Origin of the sequence: Streptomyces durmitorensis (assembly GCF_023498005.1) — a bacterium.
Classification (GTDB): Bacteria; Actinomycetota; Actinomycetes; order Streptomycetales; family Streptomycetaceae; genus Streptomyces; species Streptomyces durmitorensis.
This window is the reverse complement of record NZ_CP097289.1, coordinates 257,138-274,754: the sequence shown is the minus strand read 5'-3', so window position 1 is coordinate 274,754 and position 17,617 is coordinate 257,138. Positions and strand designations below refer to the sequence as shown.

General features: G+C 70.3%; 13 protein-coding genes. 5 read left to right on the top strand and 8 right to left on the bottom strand.

The genetic code is table 11. The features are described 5' to 3' along the window. The first annotated feature begins 145 nt into the window (after positions 1-145). Positions 146-2,224, top strand: coding sequence for a hypothetical protein (locus tag M4V62_RS00910; RefSeq protein WP_249585247.1), 2,079 nt, complete (start codon positions 146-148; stop codon positions 2,222-2,224). 56 nt (positions 2,225-2,280) lie between these two features. Further along, positions 2,281-4,089: an RICIN domain-containing protein gene (locus M4V62_RS00905; protein ID WP_249585246.1), complete on the top strand. Its 1,809-nt coding sequence runs from the start codon at positions 2,281-2,283 to the stop codon at positions 4,087-4,089. Between the two features lie 21 nt (positions 4,090-4,110). Here M4V62_RS00905 and M4V62_RS00900 read toward each other — a convergent pair whose 3' ends face one another. Further along, positions 4,111-4,773 carry a DUF4232 domain-containing protein gene (locus tag M4V62_RS00900; protein ID WP_249585245.1) on the bottom strand — a complete coding sequence of 221 codons (663 nt, stop codon included), beginning with the start codon at positions 4,771-4,773 and terminating at the stop codon, positions 4,111-4,113. 405 nt (positions 4,774-5,178) lie between these two features. On the opposite strand from M4V62_RS00900, the gene M4V62_RS00895 reads away from it, so the two are divergent. After that, positions 5,179-5,889, top strand: coding sequence for a GNAT family N-acetyltransferase (locus M4V62_RS00895; RefSeq protein WP_249585244.1), 711 nt, complete (start codon positions 5,179-5,181; stop codon positions 5,887-5,889). A gap of 1 nt (position 5,890) precedes the next feature. On the opposite strand, the gene M4V62_RS00890 is transcribed toward M4V62_RS00895, so the two are convergent. The 3 genes from M4V62_RS00890 to M4V62_RS00880 form a co-directional block, all read right to left on the bottom strand. Further along, positions 5,891-7,123 (bottom strand): cytochrome P450 family protein, encoded by a 1,233-nt coding sequence (locus M4V62_RS00890; RefSeq protein WP_249585243.1) that lies wholly within the window; start codon positions 7,121-7,123, stop codon positions 5,891-5,893. Between the two features lie 124 nt (positions 7,124-7,247). Next, positions 7,248-8,132, bottom strand: a complete 885-nt coding sequence (locus M4V62_RS00885) for an aldo/keto reductase (protein ID WP_249585242.1) — start codon at positions 8,130-8,132, stop codon at positions 7,248-7,250. A gap of 14 nt (positions 8,133-8,146) precedes the next feature. After that, the gene (locus M4V62_RS00880; protein ID WP_249585241.1) at positions 8,147-9,088 is read right to left on the bottom strand and encodes an NAD-dependent epimerase/dehydratase family protein; all 942 of its coding nucleotides are present in this window, start codon (positions 9,086-9,088) and stop codon (positions 8,147-8,149) included. Positions 9,089-9,158: 70 nt separating this feature from the next. Between M4V62_RS00880 and M4V62_RS00875 the strand changes: the two genes are divergently transcribed. Together M4V62_RS00875 and M4V62_RS00870 are read left to right on the top strand one after the other, a co-directional pair. After that, entirely contained in the window at positions 9,159-10,070 is a 912-nt protein-coding gene (locus M4V62_RS00875) for a LysR family transcriptional regulator (protein ID WP_249585240.1), read from the top strand. Between the two features lie 73 nt (positions 10,071-10,143). Continuing rightward, on the top strand, positions 10,144-10,890 hold the full coding sequence (locus M4V62_RS00870) for a DUF1838 family protein (RefSeq protein ID WP_249585239.1): 747 nt from the start codon (positions 10,144-10,146) through the stop codon (positions 10,888-10,890). A gap of 14 nt (positions 10,891-10,904) precedes the next feature. On the opposite strand, the gene M4V62_RS00865 is transcribed toward M4V62_RS00870, so the two are convergent. The 4 genes from M4V62_RS00865 to M4V62_RS00850 form a co-directional block, all read right to left on the bottom strand. Further along, a complete protein-coding gene (locus M4V62_RS00865; protein ID WP_249585238.1) occupies positions 10,905-11,318 on the bottom strand; it encodes a peptidase inhibitor family I36 protein in 414 nt (137 codons plus the stop codon). A 177-nt stretch (positions 11,319-11,495) separates the two neighbouring features. After that, entirely contained in the window at positions 11,496-14,498 is a 3,003-nt protein-coding gene (locus M4V62_RS00860; protein ID WP_425575271.1) for a 3-keto-alpha-glucoside-1,2-lyase-like domain-containing protein, read from the bottom strand. A 375-nt stretch (positions 14,499-14,873) separates the two neighbouring features. Then, positions 14,874-15,476, bottom strand: a complete 603-nt coding sequence (locus M4V62_RS00855) for a HutD/Ves family protein (RefSeq protein ID WP_249585237.1) — start codon at positions 15,474-15,476, stop codon at positions 14,874-14,876. Between the two features lie 177 nt (positions 15,477-15,653). After that, the gene (locus M4V62_RS00850) at positions 15,654-17,408 is read right to left on the bottom strand and encodes an ankyrin repeat domain-containing protein (protein WP_249585236.1); all 1,755 of its coding nucleotides are present in this window, start codon (positions 17,406-17,408) and stop codon (positions 15,654-15,656) included. Positions 17,409-17,617: the final 209 nt, after the last annotated feature.

Below are 17,617 nucleotides of genomic sequence, written 5' to 3'. Positions count from 1 at the left end.
TGCTTGTCGTGAACCTGTTGACGAGCCTCTACTTATTTTGGATCCTAGCCGAACTAATTATGACCGACCCGCGACAGAGGTACGACCGAGGCACGCCTGACGTACGCCTGAGGGAACGTCTGGTTTCGGCGAGGGGGCCGCACACATGGACACCGGCACGGAGCATCGCCCGACGGCGCCTCGGCCCACCCGGCGGGCCCGCTATCACCTGCGGTTCCAACTGCGGCCCGGCGACGACCTCGCGGACCGCGCCCGCGCGCTGGCCAAGGTGTGCGGCGAGAACGGCGTCGAGGAGGTGGTCCTGCTGCTCGGAGCCGAGCAGCAGCACACCGGGCACCTCGCCGGGGCGGACGAGGCGCGCTGGTTCGCGGCCGCGGGCGAGGCCCGTGACGTGCTCGGCGCCGCCGGCCTGGACGTCAGCCTCAACCCCTGGGTCACCGTCGGCCACGCGGACCGGGGCCGCGTCGGCACGCTCGGGTTCGCCCCCATGGTCTCGCCCACCGGGCGCCACGCCACCGCCCAGGCGTCCTTCGCCTGCCCCCTCTGGCGTCGCTGGCTCTACGCGCACTACGGACTCTTCGCCGAACTGGGTTTCCGTGTGCTGTGGGTCGAGGACGACTTCCGCTTCCACAACCACGCCCCGCTCGACTGGGGCGGCGGCTTCGAACCGCTCATGCTGGAGCGGTTGGCCGCACTCGTGGGCGAGCCGGTCGGCCGGGAGCAGGTGGTCGCGGCCGTCACCGCGCCCGGCCCGCCCCACCCCTGGCGCGCCCTGTTGCAACAGGTGTGGCGCACGGCCCAGCTCGAGGTCGCCGAGGGGCTGGCCGAGGTGGTGAGGCGGCGCTCCGGCGGCCGCTCACACCTGGGGTTGATGAGTTCGCTGCCCGCGACGCACTCCGTGGAGGGCCGCGACTGGGAGGCGCTGTTCGGTGCCCTGTCCGTGGGGAACAAGGTGACCCACCGGCCGCACTTCGCTCCGTACTCCGACACCCCTGCCCGCGGCCTCGCCTCCGCGGTCTGGTCCCTGGAGGCGCAGCGCGCCCTGCGCCCGCGCCGCGCGGCCTGCGAGCCGGAGATCGAGAACTGGCCGCACACCACGTGGTCGAAGTCGGACACCCAGACCTGGTCGGAGATGGTGACCGCCCAGCTCTTCGGAGCCGACGCACTGCTCCTGAACCTCCACCCCACCCACGGCGAGCGCGCGGAGAACTTCCCGCGCGTCGACCGGCTGCTGCGCCGCTCCCGGCCCGCCCTCGACTGGCTGGCCGCACGCCACACGGGCGAGGAGGTCCCGCTCGGCGTCGGACTGCCCTGGCGGCAGGACACCGCCGCGCGGCTGCCCACCGAGACGGGCCGGATGCAGGAACTGGTGGCAGACCCCGCGCAGACCGCGGAGTTCCTGCTCGGCTACGGGGTCCCTGTCACCTCGCGACCGGCCCCGGTCCAGGCCCTGTTCGGCGATCTGGTCCACACCCTCGACGACGCCGAGATACGCGAACTGCTCCACGGCGGGCTGCTGTTGGACGGCGTGGCCGCACACGCCCTGACCCGGCGGGGGTTCGCCGACCTCCTGGGTCTGCGGGCGAGTGAGCTGGTCGGCCGCGAAGAGCGGGCGCTGCCCGGCCCGTACGCGGTCGAACAGATCACGGGTGAGTACGGAACGGACGGCGGGGCGCTCCTGAGCGTCGACGTCCAGCCTGCGTTGGCCCGCATCGAACCGCTGCCCGGTGCCCACGTCCTGACCCGGATCCAGACGCCCGACGGCCGCCCCTGGGGCGCGGGCCGCTGCCACTTCGGCAACGCTCTGGGCGGGCGCGTGGCGGTCCTGCCCGCGACGGCGCCGGCCGGCCTGGCCCGCAGCGACGAAGGCCGAAGCCTTGTCCACTCCACGATCCGCTTTCTGGAGGGCGAGCAGCCCCAACTCCCGTTGGTGAGCGGCGCTCCGCACCTGATCCCGTACGCGACGCGCTCCGGCGACGGCCACCGGCTCGCGGTGGCCAACGGCAGTGCCGACCCGGCCCACCCCATCATTCACCTGCCGGGGGACGGCCACGACGTGCGGTGCACGCTGCTCGCACCGCTGGCCGATCCCGCCGAGGCCGCCACCGAAGCGGCTGACCCTGAGGCGGCTGGCCCTCAGGCGGTCGACCCTGAGGCGGCCGGTACCGCCCTGGAACTGGGGGCCCCGCTGCCGCACCGCGGCTGGGCGGTCCTCGCATGGTGAACCACCGCCCCGCGGGCACGCCGCCCGCGAGGTGTCCGGCCCCGAGAGGAGTACCCGTGTCACTCCGTTCCCGAGCAAGAACCCTCGCCGCCTTCGCGGCGGGCGCCACCGTCCTGCTCAGCGCGGCAGCCCCCGCACCGGCAGCCCCCGACGCACCCACGTACCAGGTCGCCGTCGGGCAGAAGGGCGCGTGGACCCACCCCGACGACACACCCGCCGCCACCTACATCGACAAGGACGGGACGTTCCACTACCAGTCCGCCCACGCCCTGTACGGCGCCGACGACCCGCGCAAGTGGACGTTCTACACGGGCAAGGACTTCGACTCCGCGACCCGTGATGGCAAGCTGAGTGACGCGGTCAACCCCGCCAACACCAAGGACCGCAACAACGACACCACTTGGCGGTGCGACAACAGCCCCACCGGCCGCGAGGCCACCCAGGCCCAGGACACCTCGCACTACGCGCAGAAGAACTACTGCGACCTCATGGGCGTGTGGGTCGACCCGGACACCGGCCATTGGTACGGCCTGGTCCACAACGAATTCACCCCGCAGCCCTTCGGCGACGGCCTGCACTACGACGCGATCGACTACGCCGTCTCCAAGGACCAGGGCAAGACCTGGGACATCAAGGACCACGTCCTCACCTCGCCCTACAGCACGAAGCGAGGGGACAACGAGGCGTTCCCGCACGACACTTACCACTACGGGAATGGTGACGCGCGCCTGTTCGTGGACACCGCCTCCGGCTACTTCTACGTCTACTACAACTCCCGCGTCATCCCCAAGGGCGGCGTCCCTGGCGCGTGGACGGACGGCAGCCGGGCGCACGTGGCCCGTGCTCCCATGTCCGCCAAGCTGGCCCCCGGCTCCTGGAAGAAGTGGTACGACGGCGCCTGGTCGCAGCCCGGTGTCGGCGGCCTGGAGAGCAACATGGAACCGGTCGGCGCCGACAACCCCACGGGCTACACCCCCGTGGAGCACGACTACGACCCGTCCAACGAAGGCTCGGTGCAGGAGCAGCAGGCCGCCGGTGAACTGCCCGCCAAGTCCGACCTGTTGACGATGAACATCGCCTACGACGCCTACCTGGGCAAGTACATCGGCCAGCCCGAGGCCATCGTCCAGGACAGCACCCAACCGCAGCGCTTCTACGCCACCGACGACCTCTCCACCCAGAAGTGGGAGCTGATCGGAGACACCGGTGACTACCGCTCAGGGTCCTGGTACCGCTGGATGCTGGACTCGGTGAACAAGACCGGATCCACCATCGTCGGAAAGAAGTTCCGCAGCTACTGCTCGTTCTCCTGCTCGGGCGGTGCCGACGGCGAGTACTACGACACCACCATCGAGACCAGCAGCCCGGCCGCCCCCGTCGACACGGGCTCCGCCCACACCATCAGCAGCGGCACGGGCCGTTTCCTCGCCCAGTCCGCCAACGGCAGCGGCACGACCTCACGGCCCTCCGGCGATGACTCCACACGCGGGCACTGGGTCTTCACCTCCAACGCCGACGGCTCGTACCGCATCGCCAACGCCGCCACCGGCCGGCTCCTGGGCGTCGACTCCACCACCAAGGACGGCCGCGCCTGGGGCGCCGAGCCGACCGTGACCTCGGCCCCCAAGGCCGGACCCACCGTCGGCCAGCAGTGGTTCGTCGTCCCCGGCCGGGACGCCGACGGACGCGCCACGGACACCGTGCGCCTGGTCAACCGCTACAGCGGTCTGGTCATCGGCCTGTCGGACACCGAGGGCAGGCTGGCCGAGACCACGCCGACCCGCGCGTGGACCGGCACCTCCGGCGGCATCGGCGGCGCGAGGACCGCGGCCGAGCAGACGCTTGACCTCAAGCCCGTGGATTGAGCTGACTCCAGGGCGTTCGGGTCAGTTCGCCCCGCCCTGGCCTGCGCTGCCGATCGGGAAGACCTTGACCGGGGAGCCGGAGCCGTCGGTGACGGGCAGGGTGGCGGCGCCCGGCCATTCGAGGGAGTACGACTTCGTCTCGCCGGGCGGGGTCACGACCAGGCCGGTGACGCCGACGCCGGAGCCGCCCGAGTCGTTGACCGGGTAACTGATGCTGAAGGAGACCGACTTGCCGTCCTTGAGGGTCATCGGGCTGGCTCCCTGGCCACTGCGCTCGGCGGACAGCTCCCCCTCGCTGGTCTTCAGGTCGACGCCCGCGAAACCGGAGAGGACGCAGTCACGGCCGCCGCCGTTCTGGAACGTCACCGCGACCGAGCCGTCGGTGTCGCCGTCGATGGTGCTGTCCGTCGCGGTGATCTCCAGATCGTCGGTGCGGCACTTGCCTGCCTTGCTGTCCGCGTCGGAGCCGCTTCCGGCGGCCGTACCCTGCCCGCCGGAGTCCTTCGCAGTGTCCTGCCCCGCATCGCCCGAGCCCGCTTCGCCCGAGTCGGAGCCGCCGCCCGAGGAAGACTCGGTGGACGCGGACGACGGGTCGCTCTGTGCCGTGTCGTCGCCGTTGCAGGCCGTCAGCGAGAGACCCGCGGCAACGGCCAGGGCGGCGAAGGTGAGCTTGTGAACGCGCATCGTTTCTTCCTCAGTGTCAGTCGGGGTGGTGCGGTGCCATCTGGTGCGGGCTGCTCGGTACGCGGGGGTACGAGCGAGCGTTTCTGATCACCAGGACCGCACAAGACCGATCAGGCGTTCCCCCCAACTTCCCCCTAAGACATTCCTGTTACATGCACGTACCGCCACCGCGAGCGCCAACACCGGTCACACCCCGCCGTCAGCAGCCTCCCGCCGCCATGGCGCACCAGTTCGAGGCCTCCGCCCGTTGGGACAGACCCGTGACCCGGGCAATCTTGACCCCAGCCGTGTCGTTGTCGTGCCCAGCCGAGGGCGGCTGCGAGGTGGGGGCGCGGCTGTGGGTCCGCAGGCCGGTGTCGCTTCCCGGTCGTAGCGTGGCCCCAGCGCAAACATCTTGGAGATCTGGTGACATCACGCCTGAACACATTCGACCAGCCCGTCGGCGAGCCCCTTCCCGACTGGACACCCCGCCCGGCCCCCGCGAGGGCCGACCTGGACGGCGCGTACTGCCGCCTCGAGCCGCTCGACGCCGGGCGTCACGCGGACGACCTCTTCGCGGCGTACGCGACCGAGACCGACGGCCGGAACTGGACCTATCTGCCCGACGAGCCCTTCGACACCGCCGACGGATACCGCCGCTGGGCCGAGTCCGCGGCCCGCAGCGCCGATCCGCTGCACTACGCGGTGATCGACCGCAGGACGGACAGGGCGGTGGGCACCATGGCGCTGATGCGGCACGACCCGGCCAACGGCGTCGTCGAGGTCGGCTACGTGGTGTTCTCACCGCTGCTGCAGCGCACCCCGGTCTCGACGGAGGCGCAGTACCTCCTGATGGCCTACGCCTTCGACGGGCTGGGCTATCGCCGCTACGAGTGGAAGTGCGACGCCCTCAACGCGCCGTCGCGCAAGGCGGCCGAGCGACTCGGCTTCACCTTCGAGGGCGTGTTCCGCCAGGCGGTCGTCTACAAGGGGCGCAACCGCGACACGGCCTGGTACTCGATCGTCGACGGTGAATGGCCGCTGCTCCGCAAGGCGTTCCGTGTCTGGCTGGCGCCGGAGAACTTCCTCGATGACGGGCGACAACGGCGCTCACTCGGCGGGATCTTGGGCGGTTGAGTCAGTTGCCGGTGGCCGGGCGGAGGATGACCGGAAGTTCCCGGTGCCCGTTGGAGATGAACGACTCCGCGGGACGCAGCGCGGATACGGGGACGGCGAGGGCGAGATCCGGGAAACGGGTGAACAGCGCCCGGAGCGCGGTCTCGGCCTCCATCCGGGCCAGGGCGGCGCCGAGGCAGACGTGGACGCCGTGGCCGAAGGCGAGATGGGTCTTGCCGGCTCGGGTCACGTTGAAGGAGCCGGCGCTCGGGCCGTGGAGGTCGGGGTGGCGGCCTGCCGCGGCGTAGGAGGCGAGGATCGCCTCTCCCTGACGGATCGTGAGTCCCTGCCCCAGCGTGATGTCCTCGACCGCGAACCGCATCGGCAGGTGCGCGACCGGTGCCTCGTAGCGCAGTGTCTCTTCGACGACGTCGGACCACGCACTCTTGCCCTCGCGCACCAGGGCGAGCTGTTCGGGATGGGTGAGCAGGGCGGCGATGGCCTGGTCCAGCAGGTTGACAGTGGTCTCGTAGCCCGCGCTGATCACGAGGAGGAGGGTGTCGAGCAGCTCCTGCTCGGTCAGCGCGGAGCCGTCGTCGTCCCGGGTGGCGATGAGCACGGAGGTCATGTCCGCACCGGGATCGGCGCGCTTGGCCGCGACGAGGTCGGCCAGGATCGCGTACAGCTCCTGGGTGTTCGCGGCGGCTTGCTCAGGGCTGAGCGTGGTGTCGAAGACGCCGTCGACGGTACGGCGGAAGCTGCGCTGGGAGTGGTCGGGAAGCCCCATGAGTTCGCTGATGACCCGGATCGGAAGCGGGTAGGCGAACCGCTCGCGCAGGTCGGTGGGTTCTCCCGGAGGAAGGGCGGCGAGCTCCTCGACCAGGGCGTGCGCAATCTCCTCGATGCGCGGCTGAAGCGCGGCGGTACGCCGCGAGGTGAAGGCCGGGCTGACCAGACGCCGCAGCCGCCGGTGGTCGCCGCCGAAGGCGGTGAACATGTTGTCGACGGCCACCCACAGCGCCAGGGGCCAGATGCCGACGATCTTGTCGGGGAACAGCGGCCAGTGCCGCCGAGGATCCTTGGAGACCCGCGGGTCGGTGAGGAGTTGCTTGAGCAGAGCAGGGTCGGTCACCGCCCACGCTTCGACGCCCAGGACGTCGACACGGGCAGCCGGACCGCGCGAGCGCAGCTCGGCGTCCTCGGCGTGCCGGTCGCTCCCGGCGGCGTCCAGGACAAGTAACTGCGGCTGGTGCATGCGAGAGCTCCTCGAGGCAGGGGAGTGGGCTGCGTCCAGGACAGCACGTCCAGCTGTCGTGCGGTGGCCGTCCGCACAATCAGGCGCGACCGCAAGGGGGCGGTCGGTCGGACTGCCGGTCGGTTCAACTCGGCAGCGCGCCGTCAAGTTCCGCCAACTCCGCCGAGCTCAGACTGACTTCGGTGGCCCGGGCCGAGTCCTGGACGGATGCCGGGCGGCTGGCTCCCGGTACCGGGATCATGGCCGGGGAGCGGGTGAGCAGCCATGCCAGGGCGATCTGTTGCGGGCTGACTCCGTGCCCGGCCGCGACGCGGTGGAAGGCGGTGCCCGCGGAGGTCGGGCCTGACGGGCCGTCGAGGGAGCTGCGGGCGATGCCGCCCAGTGGACTCCAGGGCAGGAAGGCCAGGCCCAGCTCCGCGGTCAGCCGCAGTTCGGGCTCGCTGTCGCGCACGGCGGGGGAGTACTGGTTCTGGACGGAGACGAGCCGGTCGCCGAGGATCGCGTGCGCCTCGCGGATCTGGTCGGTGTTCACGTTGGAGATCCCGGCGGCGCGGATCGTGCCGGCGTCCAGGAGTTCGAGCAACGCGCCGACGGAGTCGGACCAGGGCACCGCCGGATCCGGCTTGTGCAGCTGGTAGAGACCGATGGCCTCGACACCCAGCCGCTTCAGTGATGCCTCGGCGGCGCGCCTGAGGTGTCCGGGGGTGCCGGTGACCGTCCAGCTGCCGTCACCGGGCCGTCCGCGGCCGCCCTTGGTGGCGACGAGGACGCCGGAGGTGTCGCTGCCGTAGCGGGCCAGGGCGCGGGCGATGAGGCGCTCGTTGTGGCCGCTCTCTCCGGCGTGCCAGTGGTAACTGTCGGCCGTGTCGATGAGCGTGACGCCCGCGTCGAGGGCGGCGTGGAGGGTGGCGACGGCCCGCTCCTCGTCCGGTCGCTCCTCGATGGACAGCGGCATGGCACCCAGGCCGACGGCGCTGACGGTGGTGTTCCCGATGGTGCGGTACTGCATGGCGGGTCTGCTCCTCAGGTGGCTCGGGCGGCGGATGCGGCGAGGGCTTCGGCGACGGCGGCGGGCAGCCAGTCGGTGGTGCGGGAGAAGGAGAAGCCCAGTTCCTTCGCACGCCTGTTGCTCATCGCGTAGTGGCGGTCGAAGGAGAAGGGCGAGGCCGCGGCTCCCGCGGCGACGGTCCGGAACACGGGCTCCTGGCCGGTCTGCGCCGCGATGACGGCGGACAGAGCGCGTACGTCGAGCGGTTCGTCGGAGCAGGCGTTCACCGGGCCGGTGAAGTCGGTGGCCGTGGTCGCCCACAGGAGCAGGTCCGCCAGCTCCTCGTAGTGGATGAACACGGTGGGCAGCACCTCGGCGTGCACGGCGATCTCCGTGCCCTGGCCGATGCGCTCGATGTAGTGCGCGAGCCGCCCCGTGAACTCCCGCACGCCGCCGCCGAGTACGTGGGCGCTGCGCACGGAGGCGAAGGCGAACCCGCCGTCGCGGGTGAAGACGGCCTCCGCCTGGCGCTTGCCCTCGGCGTAGTGGGCTTCGAGGTACGCCGTGTCGTGCCAGGGCAGGTCGGTCCGCACCTGCCAGGCGGCCGGGTCCACGACGTCTTCCGGCACGGGGGTGCCGTGCGGGACGGTGGACAGTGCGGCCGTCGCCGGGTCGTACACCTCGATCGTGGACGTCATCACGTACCGAGTGGTGCGACCGTGGAAGGCGCGGGCGGCGATGGCGGCCTGCACGGGGGTGTAGCAGACCTGGTCGACGACCACGTCGAAGGTGCGGGAGCCGAGCGCGGTGGTCAGGGCGGTCTCGTCGTCGCGGTCGACGACGAGGTGCTCGACGCCGGGGGGTGGCGGTGTGGAGCCGCGGTTGATCACGGTGACGTGGTGCCCTGCGGTCAACAGCTGCTGGACCAGGAGCTTTCCGAAGTACCGACTGCCTCCGATGACACAGATTCTTTGCATGCCCCCACCCTGAAGGTCTAGCGTCACCAGAGGAAGTGCTCACTTACTGGACGAGTATTAAGGAATACTGTTGATCGACGTGCAGCGGCTTCGCGTCCTGCGGGCAGTGGCGGAGCACGGCAGCTTCAACCGGGCGGCGGCGGCCCTGCGCCTCACCCCCTCGGCCGTCTCCCAGCACATGGCTGTCCTGGAGCGCAGCCTCGGCACGCAGGTCGTGGCGCGCAGCACGCGCGGGGTCACCCTCACCCAGGCCGGTCGGATCATGGTCCAGGCCGCCGAGTCGGTCACCGCCGAACTCGCGCACGCGCAACAGCAGGTCGAGCGGCTCGGTACGGGCCGCACGCAGCTCACCGTCGCCACGTTCACCAGCGGCGGCAGGTTTCTGCTGCCCGGCGCCCTCGCCCGGCTGACGGAGGCCCATCCCGACACCGTGCTCCACGTCAGGGAGGGCGAGCCCGAAGACAGCCTGGCTCTGGTCCGCCAGGGCGCCGTGGACCTCGCGCTCGCGTATCACTTCGACGGTCCGCTGCCCGGCCGGGTGAGCCGGAATTCAGGGATGGAGTGGACCGAACTCTTGAGTGACCCCTTGCACGTCGTGCTGCCCGAGGGCCATCGACTGGCCGGCCGCGCCGCGCTCGACATCGCCGAGCTGGAGACCGAGTCCTGGGTGCTCGGCTGCCTCAAGACAGAGGCATATCTGAGGCGTTACGCCGAGCGCGCCGGTTTCAGCCCGCAGCTGCGCGGCACGACGACCGACTACTACTTCGCGCGCTCGCTCGTCGCCGCGGGCATGGGGATCTCGCTGATCCCCTCCATCGCGCTGTCTCCGGAGGTGCCTGGTGTGCGCGCCGTCCCGGTCAAGGAGCCGGTTCCGACGCGGCACATCGGCGTTGCCACGATCAGCCGCCGCCGCGAGGACCCCCAGCTCGCGACCCTGATCAGTGCCCTCCAGGAGCAGGCGGCAGCCGTGGACGGCAGGTGACCGCCGGGTGCCGCCCGTCCGGCCGCATGCCCCGCTCACGCGGACCGCGCGGCAGTGGAGCAGAGTTCTCCGTATGACGACACCGGCAGAGCTGCTCCGCTCCTTCGCCCGCACCCGGGCCTCGCTCGACGGCGGCGAGGTCACGTACTGGTGGTCCGGAGACGTGTACTCCTGGGCCCCCGACGAGCCCTACCAGCGCGTCTTCGGTTTCGAGGGGCTCAACGTCGCCCGCCTCCTCCAGGACCCCGAAGGCGGTCCGGACGCCTACCAACTGCTCACGCGCGAGGCCGCCTTCTACCTGGACCCCGTGACGCGCGAGATCCTGCAGACCTGGCGGGACCTGCCGGTGGTGCACATATGGAATGACCCGGCGAACCAGAAGTGGCGCCCCTTCCCGATCCCGACGACCGATCTCGGTGGGCAGGTCTGCTTCAGCCTGGAGATCCCGCTGGCCTACCCCTCGCCGCTGCCGGTGGCCGAGTACCCCGTCCACTCGGCCGGCGACACGTACAAGGCTCTGGAGCTCTTCCAGTTCTTCGCCGACCGGGCCGACCTGGCAGGGCCGGCCCTCAGCGTTCCGGCCACCATGTCGTGGACCCGGATGTCCCAGTGGCTCCCGTGGATGGCCCGCGGTCGGCGGCCCGGCGGCCTGACCTACCACTGCCGCGGCCGCAAGCTCGGCTCGTACGCCGAGGTTCCCGAGCGCACGCGTGCCTATGTCGCCGACCACCACCCGGAGTTCGCCCAGGCCCCGGAGAAGTGGAGCGAGCCCAACGAGACCAGCTGGACGTACTTCCGCAAGCTCAACCCGCCGAAGTAGCCGTTCAGGCCGGCTCAGCCGCCTTCACCGGGCGGCGTGCCGCAGCTCTGACCACCCGGCCCGTCGAACTGCACCGAACTCAGGAAGTCGCGGTAGGCGGGGAAGAAGTTGCCTTTGCCGGTCGGCCCGGCAGAGGTGACGACCGTACAGCCGGAGTAATTCGCGTCGGACCAGAGGTAGATGGTGGAGGGCGTGCGGTTCCAGTCCGACTTGGCCCGGTCGGACATGCCGAGCGCCGCGAGGTCCGGGGTGTTTCCCTTCAGAGCGATCATGTCGCCGGTTCCGTCGAGGCCCGAGAACATGCAGTAGGAGCCGTCCGGGCACCGGTCGTACCCATCGGCCGCGTGGGCCGTGGAGAGCGGTACAGCGGTGGCGGTGGCCGCGGCCACCGCCACGAGCAGCACGGAGAGCTTGTTCCTCTTTGCCATGGCCTTGCGCATACGTGTCCGCCTCAGTCATCAGGGCCCGCGAGTCCGTGAGGTGCGGGCCGTTGTCACCTCAGGCTCGTCGCCCTGTTCGGTGATCCGCCATCCCCCGCAGGGGTGAGACGTGCGCGCTCCGGGCCGCCACTCGGCGGCCCGGAGCGCGCACGGCCTTGCCGACGGTCAGTCGACCGGTTCGATCCAGACGTTGCGGAAGCGGACCTTGTTGCCGTGGTCCTGGAGCCGGATCGCGCCCAACGCCGCGGATTCGGGATCGCCCGCCCCCGTCGGGCCGTCGACGGCCACGTTGTCGTGGACCTTCTTGCCGTTCCACACCACGCTGACCCTGGCGTCCGCCGTCTTCTTGCCGTCCGCGTCGTAGCGGGCGGCGCGGAAGACGATGTCGTACGTCTGCCAAGTCTCCGGCGCCGTGGAGGCGTTGAGGTCGGCGGCCTTCTTGGTGTAGATGGCCGCGGCTTCGTTCGCGGCGAGTTTCTCCACTCCGAACGAGTCCAGGATCTGGATCTCGTACCGCTCCTGAAGGTAGATCCCGCTGTTGCCGCGATCCTGTCCTGTCACGTCGTCGGGCAGCTTCGGCACGCGGAACTCCGCGTGCAGCTTGAAGTCGCCGAAGGCCTGCTTGGTGCGGATGTCCCCGCAGCACACCTCGATCGACTTGTCGGCGGTGTGCGGCCACTCGACGCTGCGGCCGTCGGTGTGCTGCCAGGCGGTGGAGGCGCTGCCACCGGAGAACAGATCGATGCGGCCGCCCGGCTTGCGCACCTCGATCATGTCGAGGTTGACGTGTCCGGTGTCCTCGGGCCGGACGGCGTACGTGATGGTGTTGCGGCCTTTGCGCAGGGCGAGTTGCTCGGTCTTGGTCGACCAGCGCTTCCACGTCTCGGTCGAGGGGAGCTTCGTCTGGTGCGCCGTTCCGCCGTTCACGCTGACCCCGAGGGTCTTGGTTCCGGCGGCGGGGTTGGGTCCGTTGGAGTAGCGCAGGCCCACGGAGTAGGTGCCCTTGGCCGGAGCCTGGACGTCGAAGGTGGCGGAGGCGCCCGGGTCGACGAAGCCGTCGACGAAGCCGCCCCCGGTGTAGCCGGCGTGCTCGGTGTCGATGTCCGCGCCGCCCGAAAGGCGGGCCGACTCGGCGTCGTAGGAGGTGACCGGATCGTCCTGGCCGGGGCGCGCGTTGAGCGTGTACCAGGCCTCGGTGGACCACAGCTGCTCGTCGTCGGTCGAGGAGAACGGGCGCGGTGAGCGCACATGCACCACGCGGTCGCTCTTGAGACCGGGGATGGTCAGCTGGACGGTGCGGCGGTCATCCGAGACGCGGGCGCCGGTGACGGGCAGGGACTCCTCGTCGACCTTGGGGCCGCCGTAGGCGGGGGTGGGGGCGTAGCGCCACTGCTCGACGGAGTAGGCGCCGCTGGTCAGCTTCTCGATGGTCTTGTCCGACAGCGGCTTGGTGTAGGTGAGTTTGAAGCCGTCGCGGGTGGCACGCATGGTCTTGATGTCGAAGGCGGTCTTGCCGTTCGGGGTGAGCTTTTGCAGGCCGAAGCGGAGTTTGCCCTCCTGGCCCCAGTTGCCGTCCGCGCCGAGCCCGCCGGTGTAGATGGCCCCGTCAGGACCGGTGGAGATGCGGGTGATGCCGGACTCAAGGCCCTGGGTGTGGCGGAAGACCGCGCCCTGGAACTCGCCGTTGACCTTCTCCAGGTCGGCGCGCTGCAGGCCGCCGTAGGTGACGTCACCGAACATCAGCTGCCCGGCGAAGGTCCCCTTCTTCACCGTCATGGGGGTGCTGGGCGAGTTGGCTATCTCGTTCTGCGGCAGCCACAGCACCGGCTTGCTGACGCTCTTGTCGTCGAACGGGCCCTCGGGGTTGGTGTAGTGGTTGAAGAACCGGTCCTGCTTGACGTGCATCAGTTTCGACGCGGGCAGCCATCCGCCCTGGTTGTCGGTGACGAACAGCTCGTTGTCCGGGCCGCGGCCTATGCCGTTGGGGGTGCGCAGACCACCGGCCAGGTAGCTGACCTTGCCGCTCGCCCTGTTCACCTTGATGGTGGTGCCTCGGTTGGCGGCGGGCTGCGGATCGGTCGTCGCGCCGCCGTAGTTGATGGCGACGGAGAGGTTCAGATAGAAGTCGCCCTTCTCGTAGAGCAGCCCGAACGCGAACTCGTGGAAGTTCCCGCCGTAGGGCCACTCGGCGATCTTCCGTCGCTCGCCCGCGCCGTTGTCGCCGTCGATGTCGGCGAGCTCGGTCAGCTGGTGCTTCTCGGAGACGTACAGCTTCCCGTCCACGTACTTGATGCCCATCGGCTCCTTGAGCCCGTCGGCGATCTTCTCGTACGTGACCTTGTCGGGACCGGTGTCGCCGGTGACGTTGTCCAGGACGTACACCTCGCCCTTGGTCTCCTGGCTGCCGCCCCAGGTGGTCACCGCGAGCCGGCCGTCGGGCAGCCAGTCCATGGCGGACACCTGCGGCTCGAATCCCTTGGGGCGCAGGTCGGTCAGCGTGTAGCCGGGGTTGACCGACTTGAGCGGGAGGCCGTCGCCGGGGGTGTCGTAACTGCCCTCGCACTCCTTGCGGCCCGGCGCGGTGACCCGCACCACGTCGGCGTCCGTGCTGAGCACGGAGTTGGGCACGAGCGCGAAGGAGTCGGCGCCCGGAGGCTTCCACTGCAGGGTGACCTGCTGGTCGTTGCTCCGGTCGAAGTGGTCGATGCGCAGCGGGTGGTAGCCGGGGGTGAGGGTGATCTCGCCGTCCTTCGGCTCGGCGCCGTGCAGTCCGTCGTGGTCGATGACCTTCTTGTCGCCGAGGAACAGACGGGAACCGTCGTCACTGATCAGACGGAAGGAGTACGCGCCGTCGGAAGGGACGTTGATGTTGCCGATGATCTGCGAGACGAAGTTGTCGTTGAACCCGAAGCCTTCGGTGGAGGACCAGTCGACGGTGGGGATCAGCTTGTCGACGTTGGGGGTCTGGGCGGGCTTGAGGTCACAGAGCTTGCTGAGCGGCGACTGGACGTCGAAGACCCGCAGCGTGACGCCGGGTTCCTGCGGCGGCAGATCGGCGAAGGGCTTCTTCTCGGCGCCGACGGCCGGCGCGGTGAGCCCGGCGGCCAACAGCAGTCCCAGGAGTATCCCGGTGGCTCTGCGCGGTCTCAGACGCGTGCGTCGGCTGATGCGGGGTGGGCGCGTGGGGTTCTCGTGTGGCGTCACTCTGTCTCCTGCTGGGGCGCTGCGAGGCGGCCCGGGCCGCCTCGGCCCGCGTCCGCGGAGTGGAGTTCGTGCACATAGCGGTGGTGCGGGCCGCGGCATTTCGGCCGCGCCTTGCGCAGACTTCCGTACGAGAGCGACGCCCAGAGTACGAAGAGTGCCTCGCAACGTCCATACTTTGTCCTCAACAAGGAGAAACTGGCGGGGGGTTACTGGCGGCACCGGTGAGGCCCGGCGCCACCCGCTGCAACGGGGAAAGCCGCGGGAATGGTCCCGCGGCATCCGTCATTCGCTGAGGTAGGTCGTAGTGGCGAAGCGTGTGTCTACGGCTGAGGCCCGCCGTCAGCGCGCAGCGGTGATCCTGATCGCGGCCACCGCGCCCTCGCCCCGCAGGGTGAGCGTCCCCGGGCCTTCGTGACGTACGCAGTCGAGACGGCCGAGCGCGGTCTCCCGCCCGTCCGGTCCGCCGACGGCGACACCCTCGGTGGCGGCCATGACGAGGAGCGTCTCGCCCGCGGCGCACGCCATCGCCGCCCCTTGTGCGGCGGCGACGGTGACCATCCGTACCTGCGCCGTCGCCCGGCCCCTGCGGGTCATCACATTCATGTCGCGTACCGCGCCCGCCTCCAGCCGGCAGTCCGTCACTGCGTCGCCGGAGAAGGCAAAGGGGCTCAACGGCTCGACCGGCCGCGGGGTCCCGTCCACGGTCAGCACCATGCCTTCGCCCTCGACCAGGGTGATCACACGGTCGATCCCGGGAAAGGAGGAGAAGGGGCCTCCCGCGTCCACGTCCGCGACACTCACCCGCCAGTCGAAGCCGTCCGCGGGCCCCGCGGAGGCCACGGGTGTTTGCACGGCGCCGGACGCGACCTCGCGGGTCGTACCGCCGCCGTTCTTCCACGGCATGCTGCGATATTCGCTCCAGCGCAGAACGTCTCCGCCCACCCGAAACCGCCTCCTTCTTCCGTCGTCCCGCAGGCCCGCCGGGCCCAGCCTACGGTGGCGCGGCACAGGACTCGCCGCAGGCAGGGGGGAGTGGCCGCACGCCCCAAGCACCTCCTGGAGCGCAGCTGGCTCGGCCAGTTCGCCATCTGAGCGCGAGTCCGACCTGCTCCGGACTTCTCAGCGCCGAAGATGTGCAGGCAACTCCACCCAGCGGCGCGGCGTGCGGCGATCCAGTGCGTCCTGGGCGTCACTGACACGCAGACCGGCCGCCGCGGCGGCGTAGGCGAGGGTGTTGGCGTCGTGCGGGAACGTGTGCTGTCGCTGCCAGAAGCGAAAATGCCAGTAGGCGGGCGGGTCCGACTCGTCCGGGCACAGGCCGATCTCCTCGTGCGCAACAGTCTCGCCGTTCTGGGCCAGGGTCCCGAAGGTGCCCCCCTTGGGGTTGAAGTAGATGCCGTACGCGGCGGTGCCCGCCGATATCGCCCGCAGCACGGCGTCGTCGCTCGGCATGTATCCCTCTTGCGTGATCACACAGCCGCCGGGTGCGCCGGGCACGGTGGTGACGCCCACATAGCTGAGGGATTCGTCGGCGTCGGTCAGGTCGAAGGGGGCGTGCTCAAGGTCGGCCGTCGGGCAGGACGCGGGGTCAGCGCTCAGGCGCCGGATCACCTCTTCCTCGCTCAGCCCCCGCACGAAGCAGAGCCCGAGTCCTTCGGTCCACAGCTCTCGTCCGCTGAACGCCGTGATGAGCGCGTCCGCCTCCCGGAAGGCGGTGGCTTCGTCGGCGGGCAGCTCCACCGCCCCGGGCAGTTGCCTGACGTGGGACGCGAGCGACGTCGACAGCAGCAGCCGGCCCGGCGACCAGGTGCCTGACTGTGGCGTCCATACATCGGCCCCGGCGGCGATCAGTGCACGGACGCTGTCCTCGTCCACAGTGCAGGCGGCATACCACAACGGCGTGTGCTCATCGGCGTCGTGTGCGTCGGCCTCCGCACCATGGGACAGGAGCGCGGCGACCGCTTCCGCTGCCCCGTGCTCCGCTGCCAGGTGCAACGGGGTCGACCCATACCCTTCGATGCGGGCGCCGGGCGGCGCGCCCCCGTCGAGCCGGGCCCCGATCACCGCCGCGTTCCCCCAGTCCCCGTAGGCCATCCGTTTCCAGTCGGCCCGCGGCACCAAACGCAGCCGTTCCTCTTCCTGGCGGCGCAGCATCGTGCGCTGGCGCCCCGTCAGAGGCCGAGCCAGGAAGCTGGGCGGTCCGCCCCTCTCGAAGGTCGCGAAAGAGCCCGGCTGCTCCGTCGGCTCGGGTGGTTCGAGGCCCGGCCAGACCTCGAGCACCCGCGCCGACGCGGCGTGCAACGCAGCTGTGTCGATCGACGTACGCGTCTCGTCGATGCCCTCGTCCGGCCACTCGACGACCAGATGTGCTTCGCCCGGCGGGGGAAGCTCGGCCAGATACAGGTCGACGTCGGACTTGAAGAGGGAGCGGTGGGACTGATGCAGTCCGAGGTCCTGCGGGATCAGCCCGACGGCCTGGTCCGTGATGGCCGTGCTCTCTTCTCCATCTGGCCTCGTCCACTGCACGGCTCGTTGCACCGTGGCATCCAGTGAAGTCACCCGGCGGCCGTCGGAGAACAACAGGCCGATCCTGAGCCCGGACTGCCGTCCCGCCTCCGCGCCGGACCATCGGGCCTTGCGGAAGACGGAGAGATGCAGGGTCGCCGCCTGCGGCCACAGAGACCATCCCGTCAACACCACCCGGGCGTGCGCCCCGGCACCGACCATCTCCAACTGCGAGTGCAGCACCGGTGCGAACCAGTCGACGGGCGGCGCGTGACGCCCGGCGTCCGTTCCCGGCGGGCTCAACTGGACCAGCACGGTCCGTTCCGCGGCCGGTTCTTCCGGTAAGACCAGATCGTCGAAGAATCCCATGCGCCGATCGTGGCAGAGGGGTCTGACATCGCCGGCCGTCGAGCGCCAGCTCCAAGTGCTCACCTCGGCCTGCACCCTCGGCAGCTCTCAGGCCTCCGTACTCCTCCGCACGCGTGGTGAGTCTGTGCGGTCACAGTGCTGGATGTCTTCGTCACCGCTGGGGAGTTCGTTGTGGCCTTCGCTCCAGTTGTTGACCCATCCGCATACTC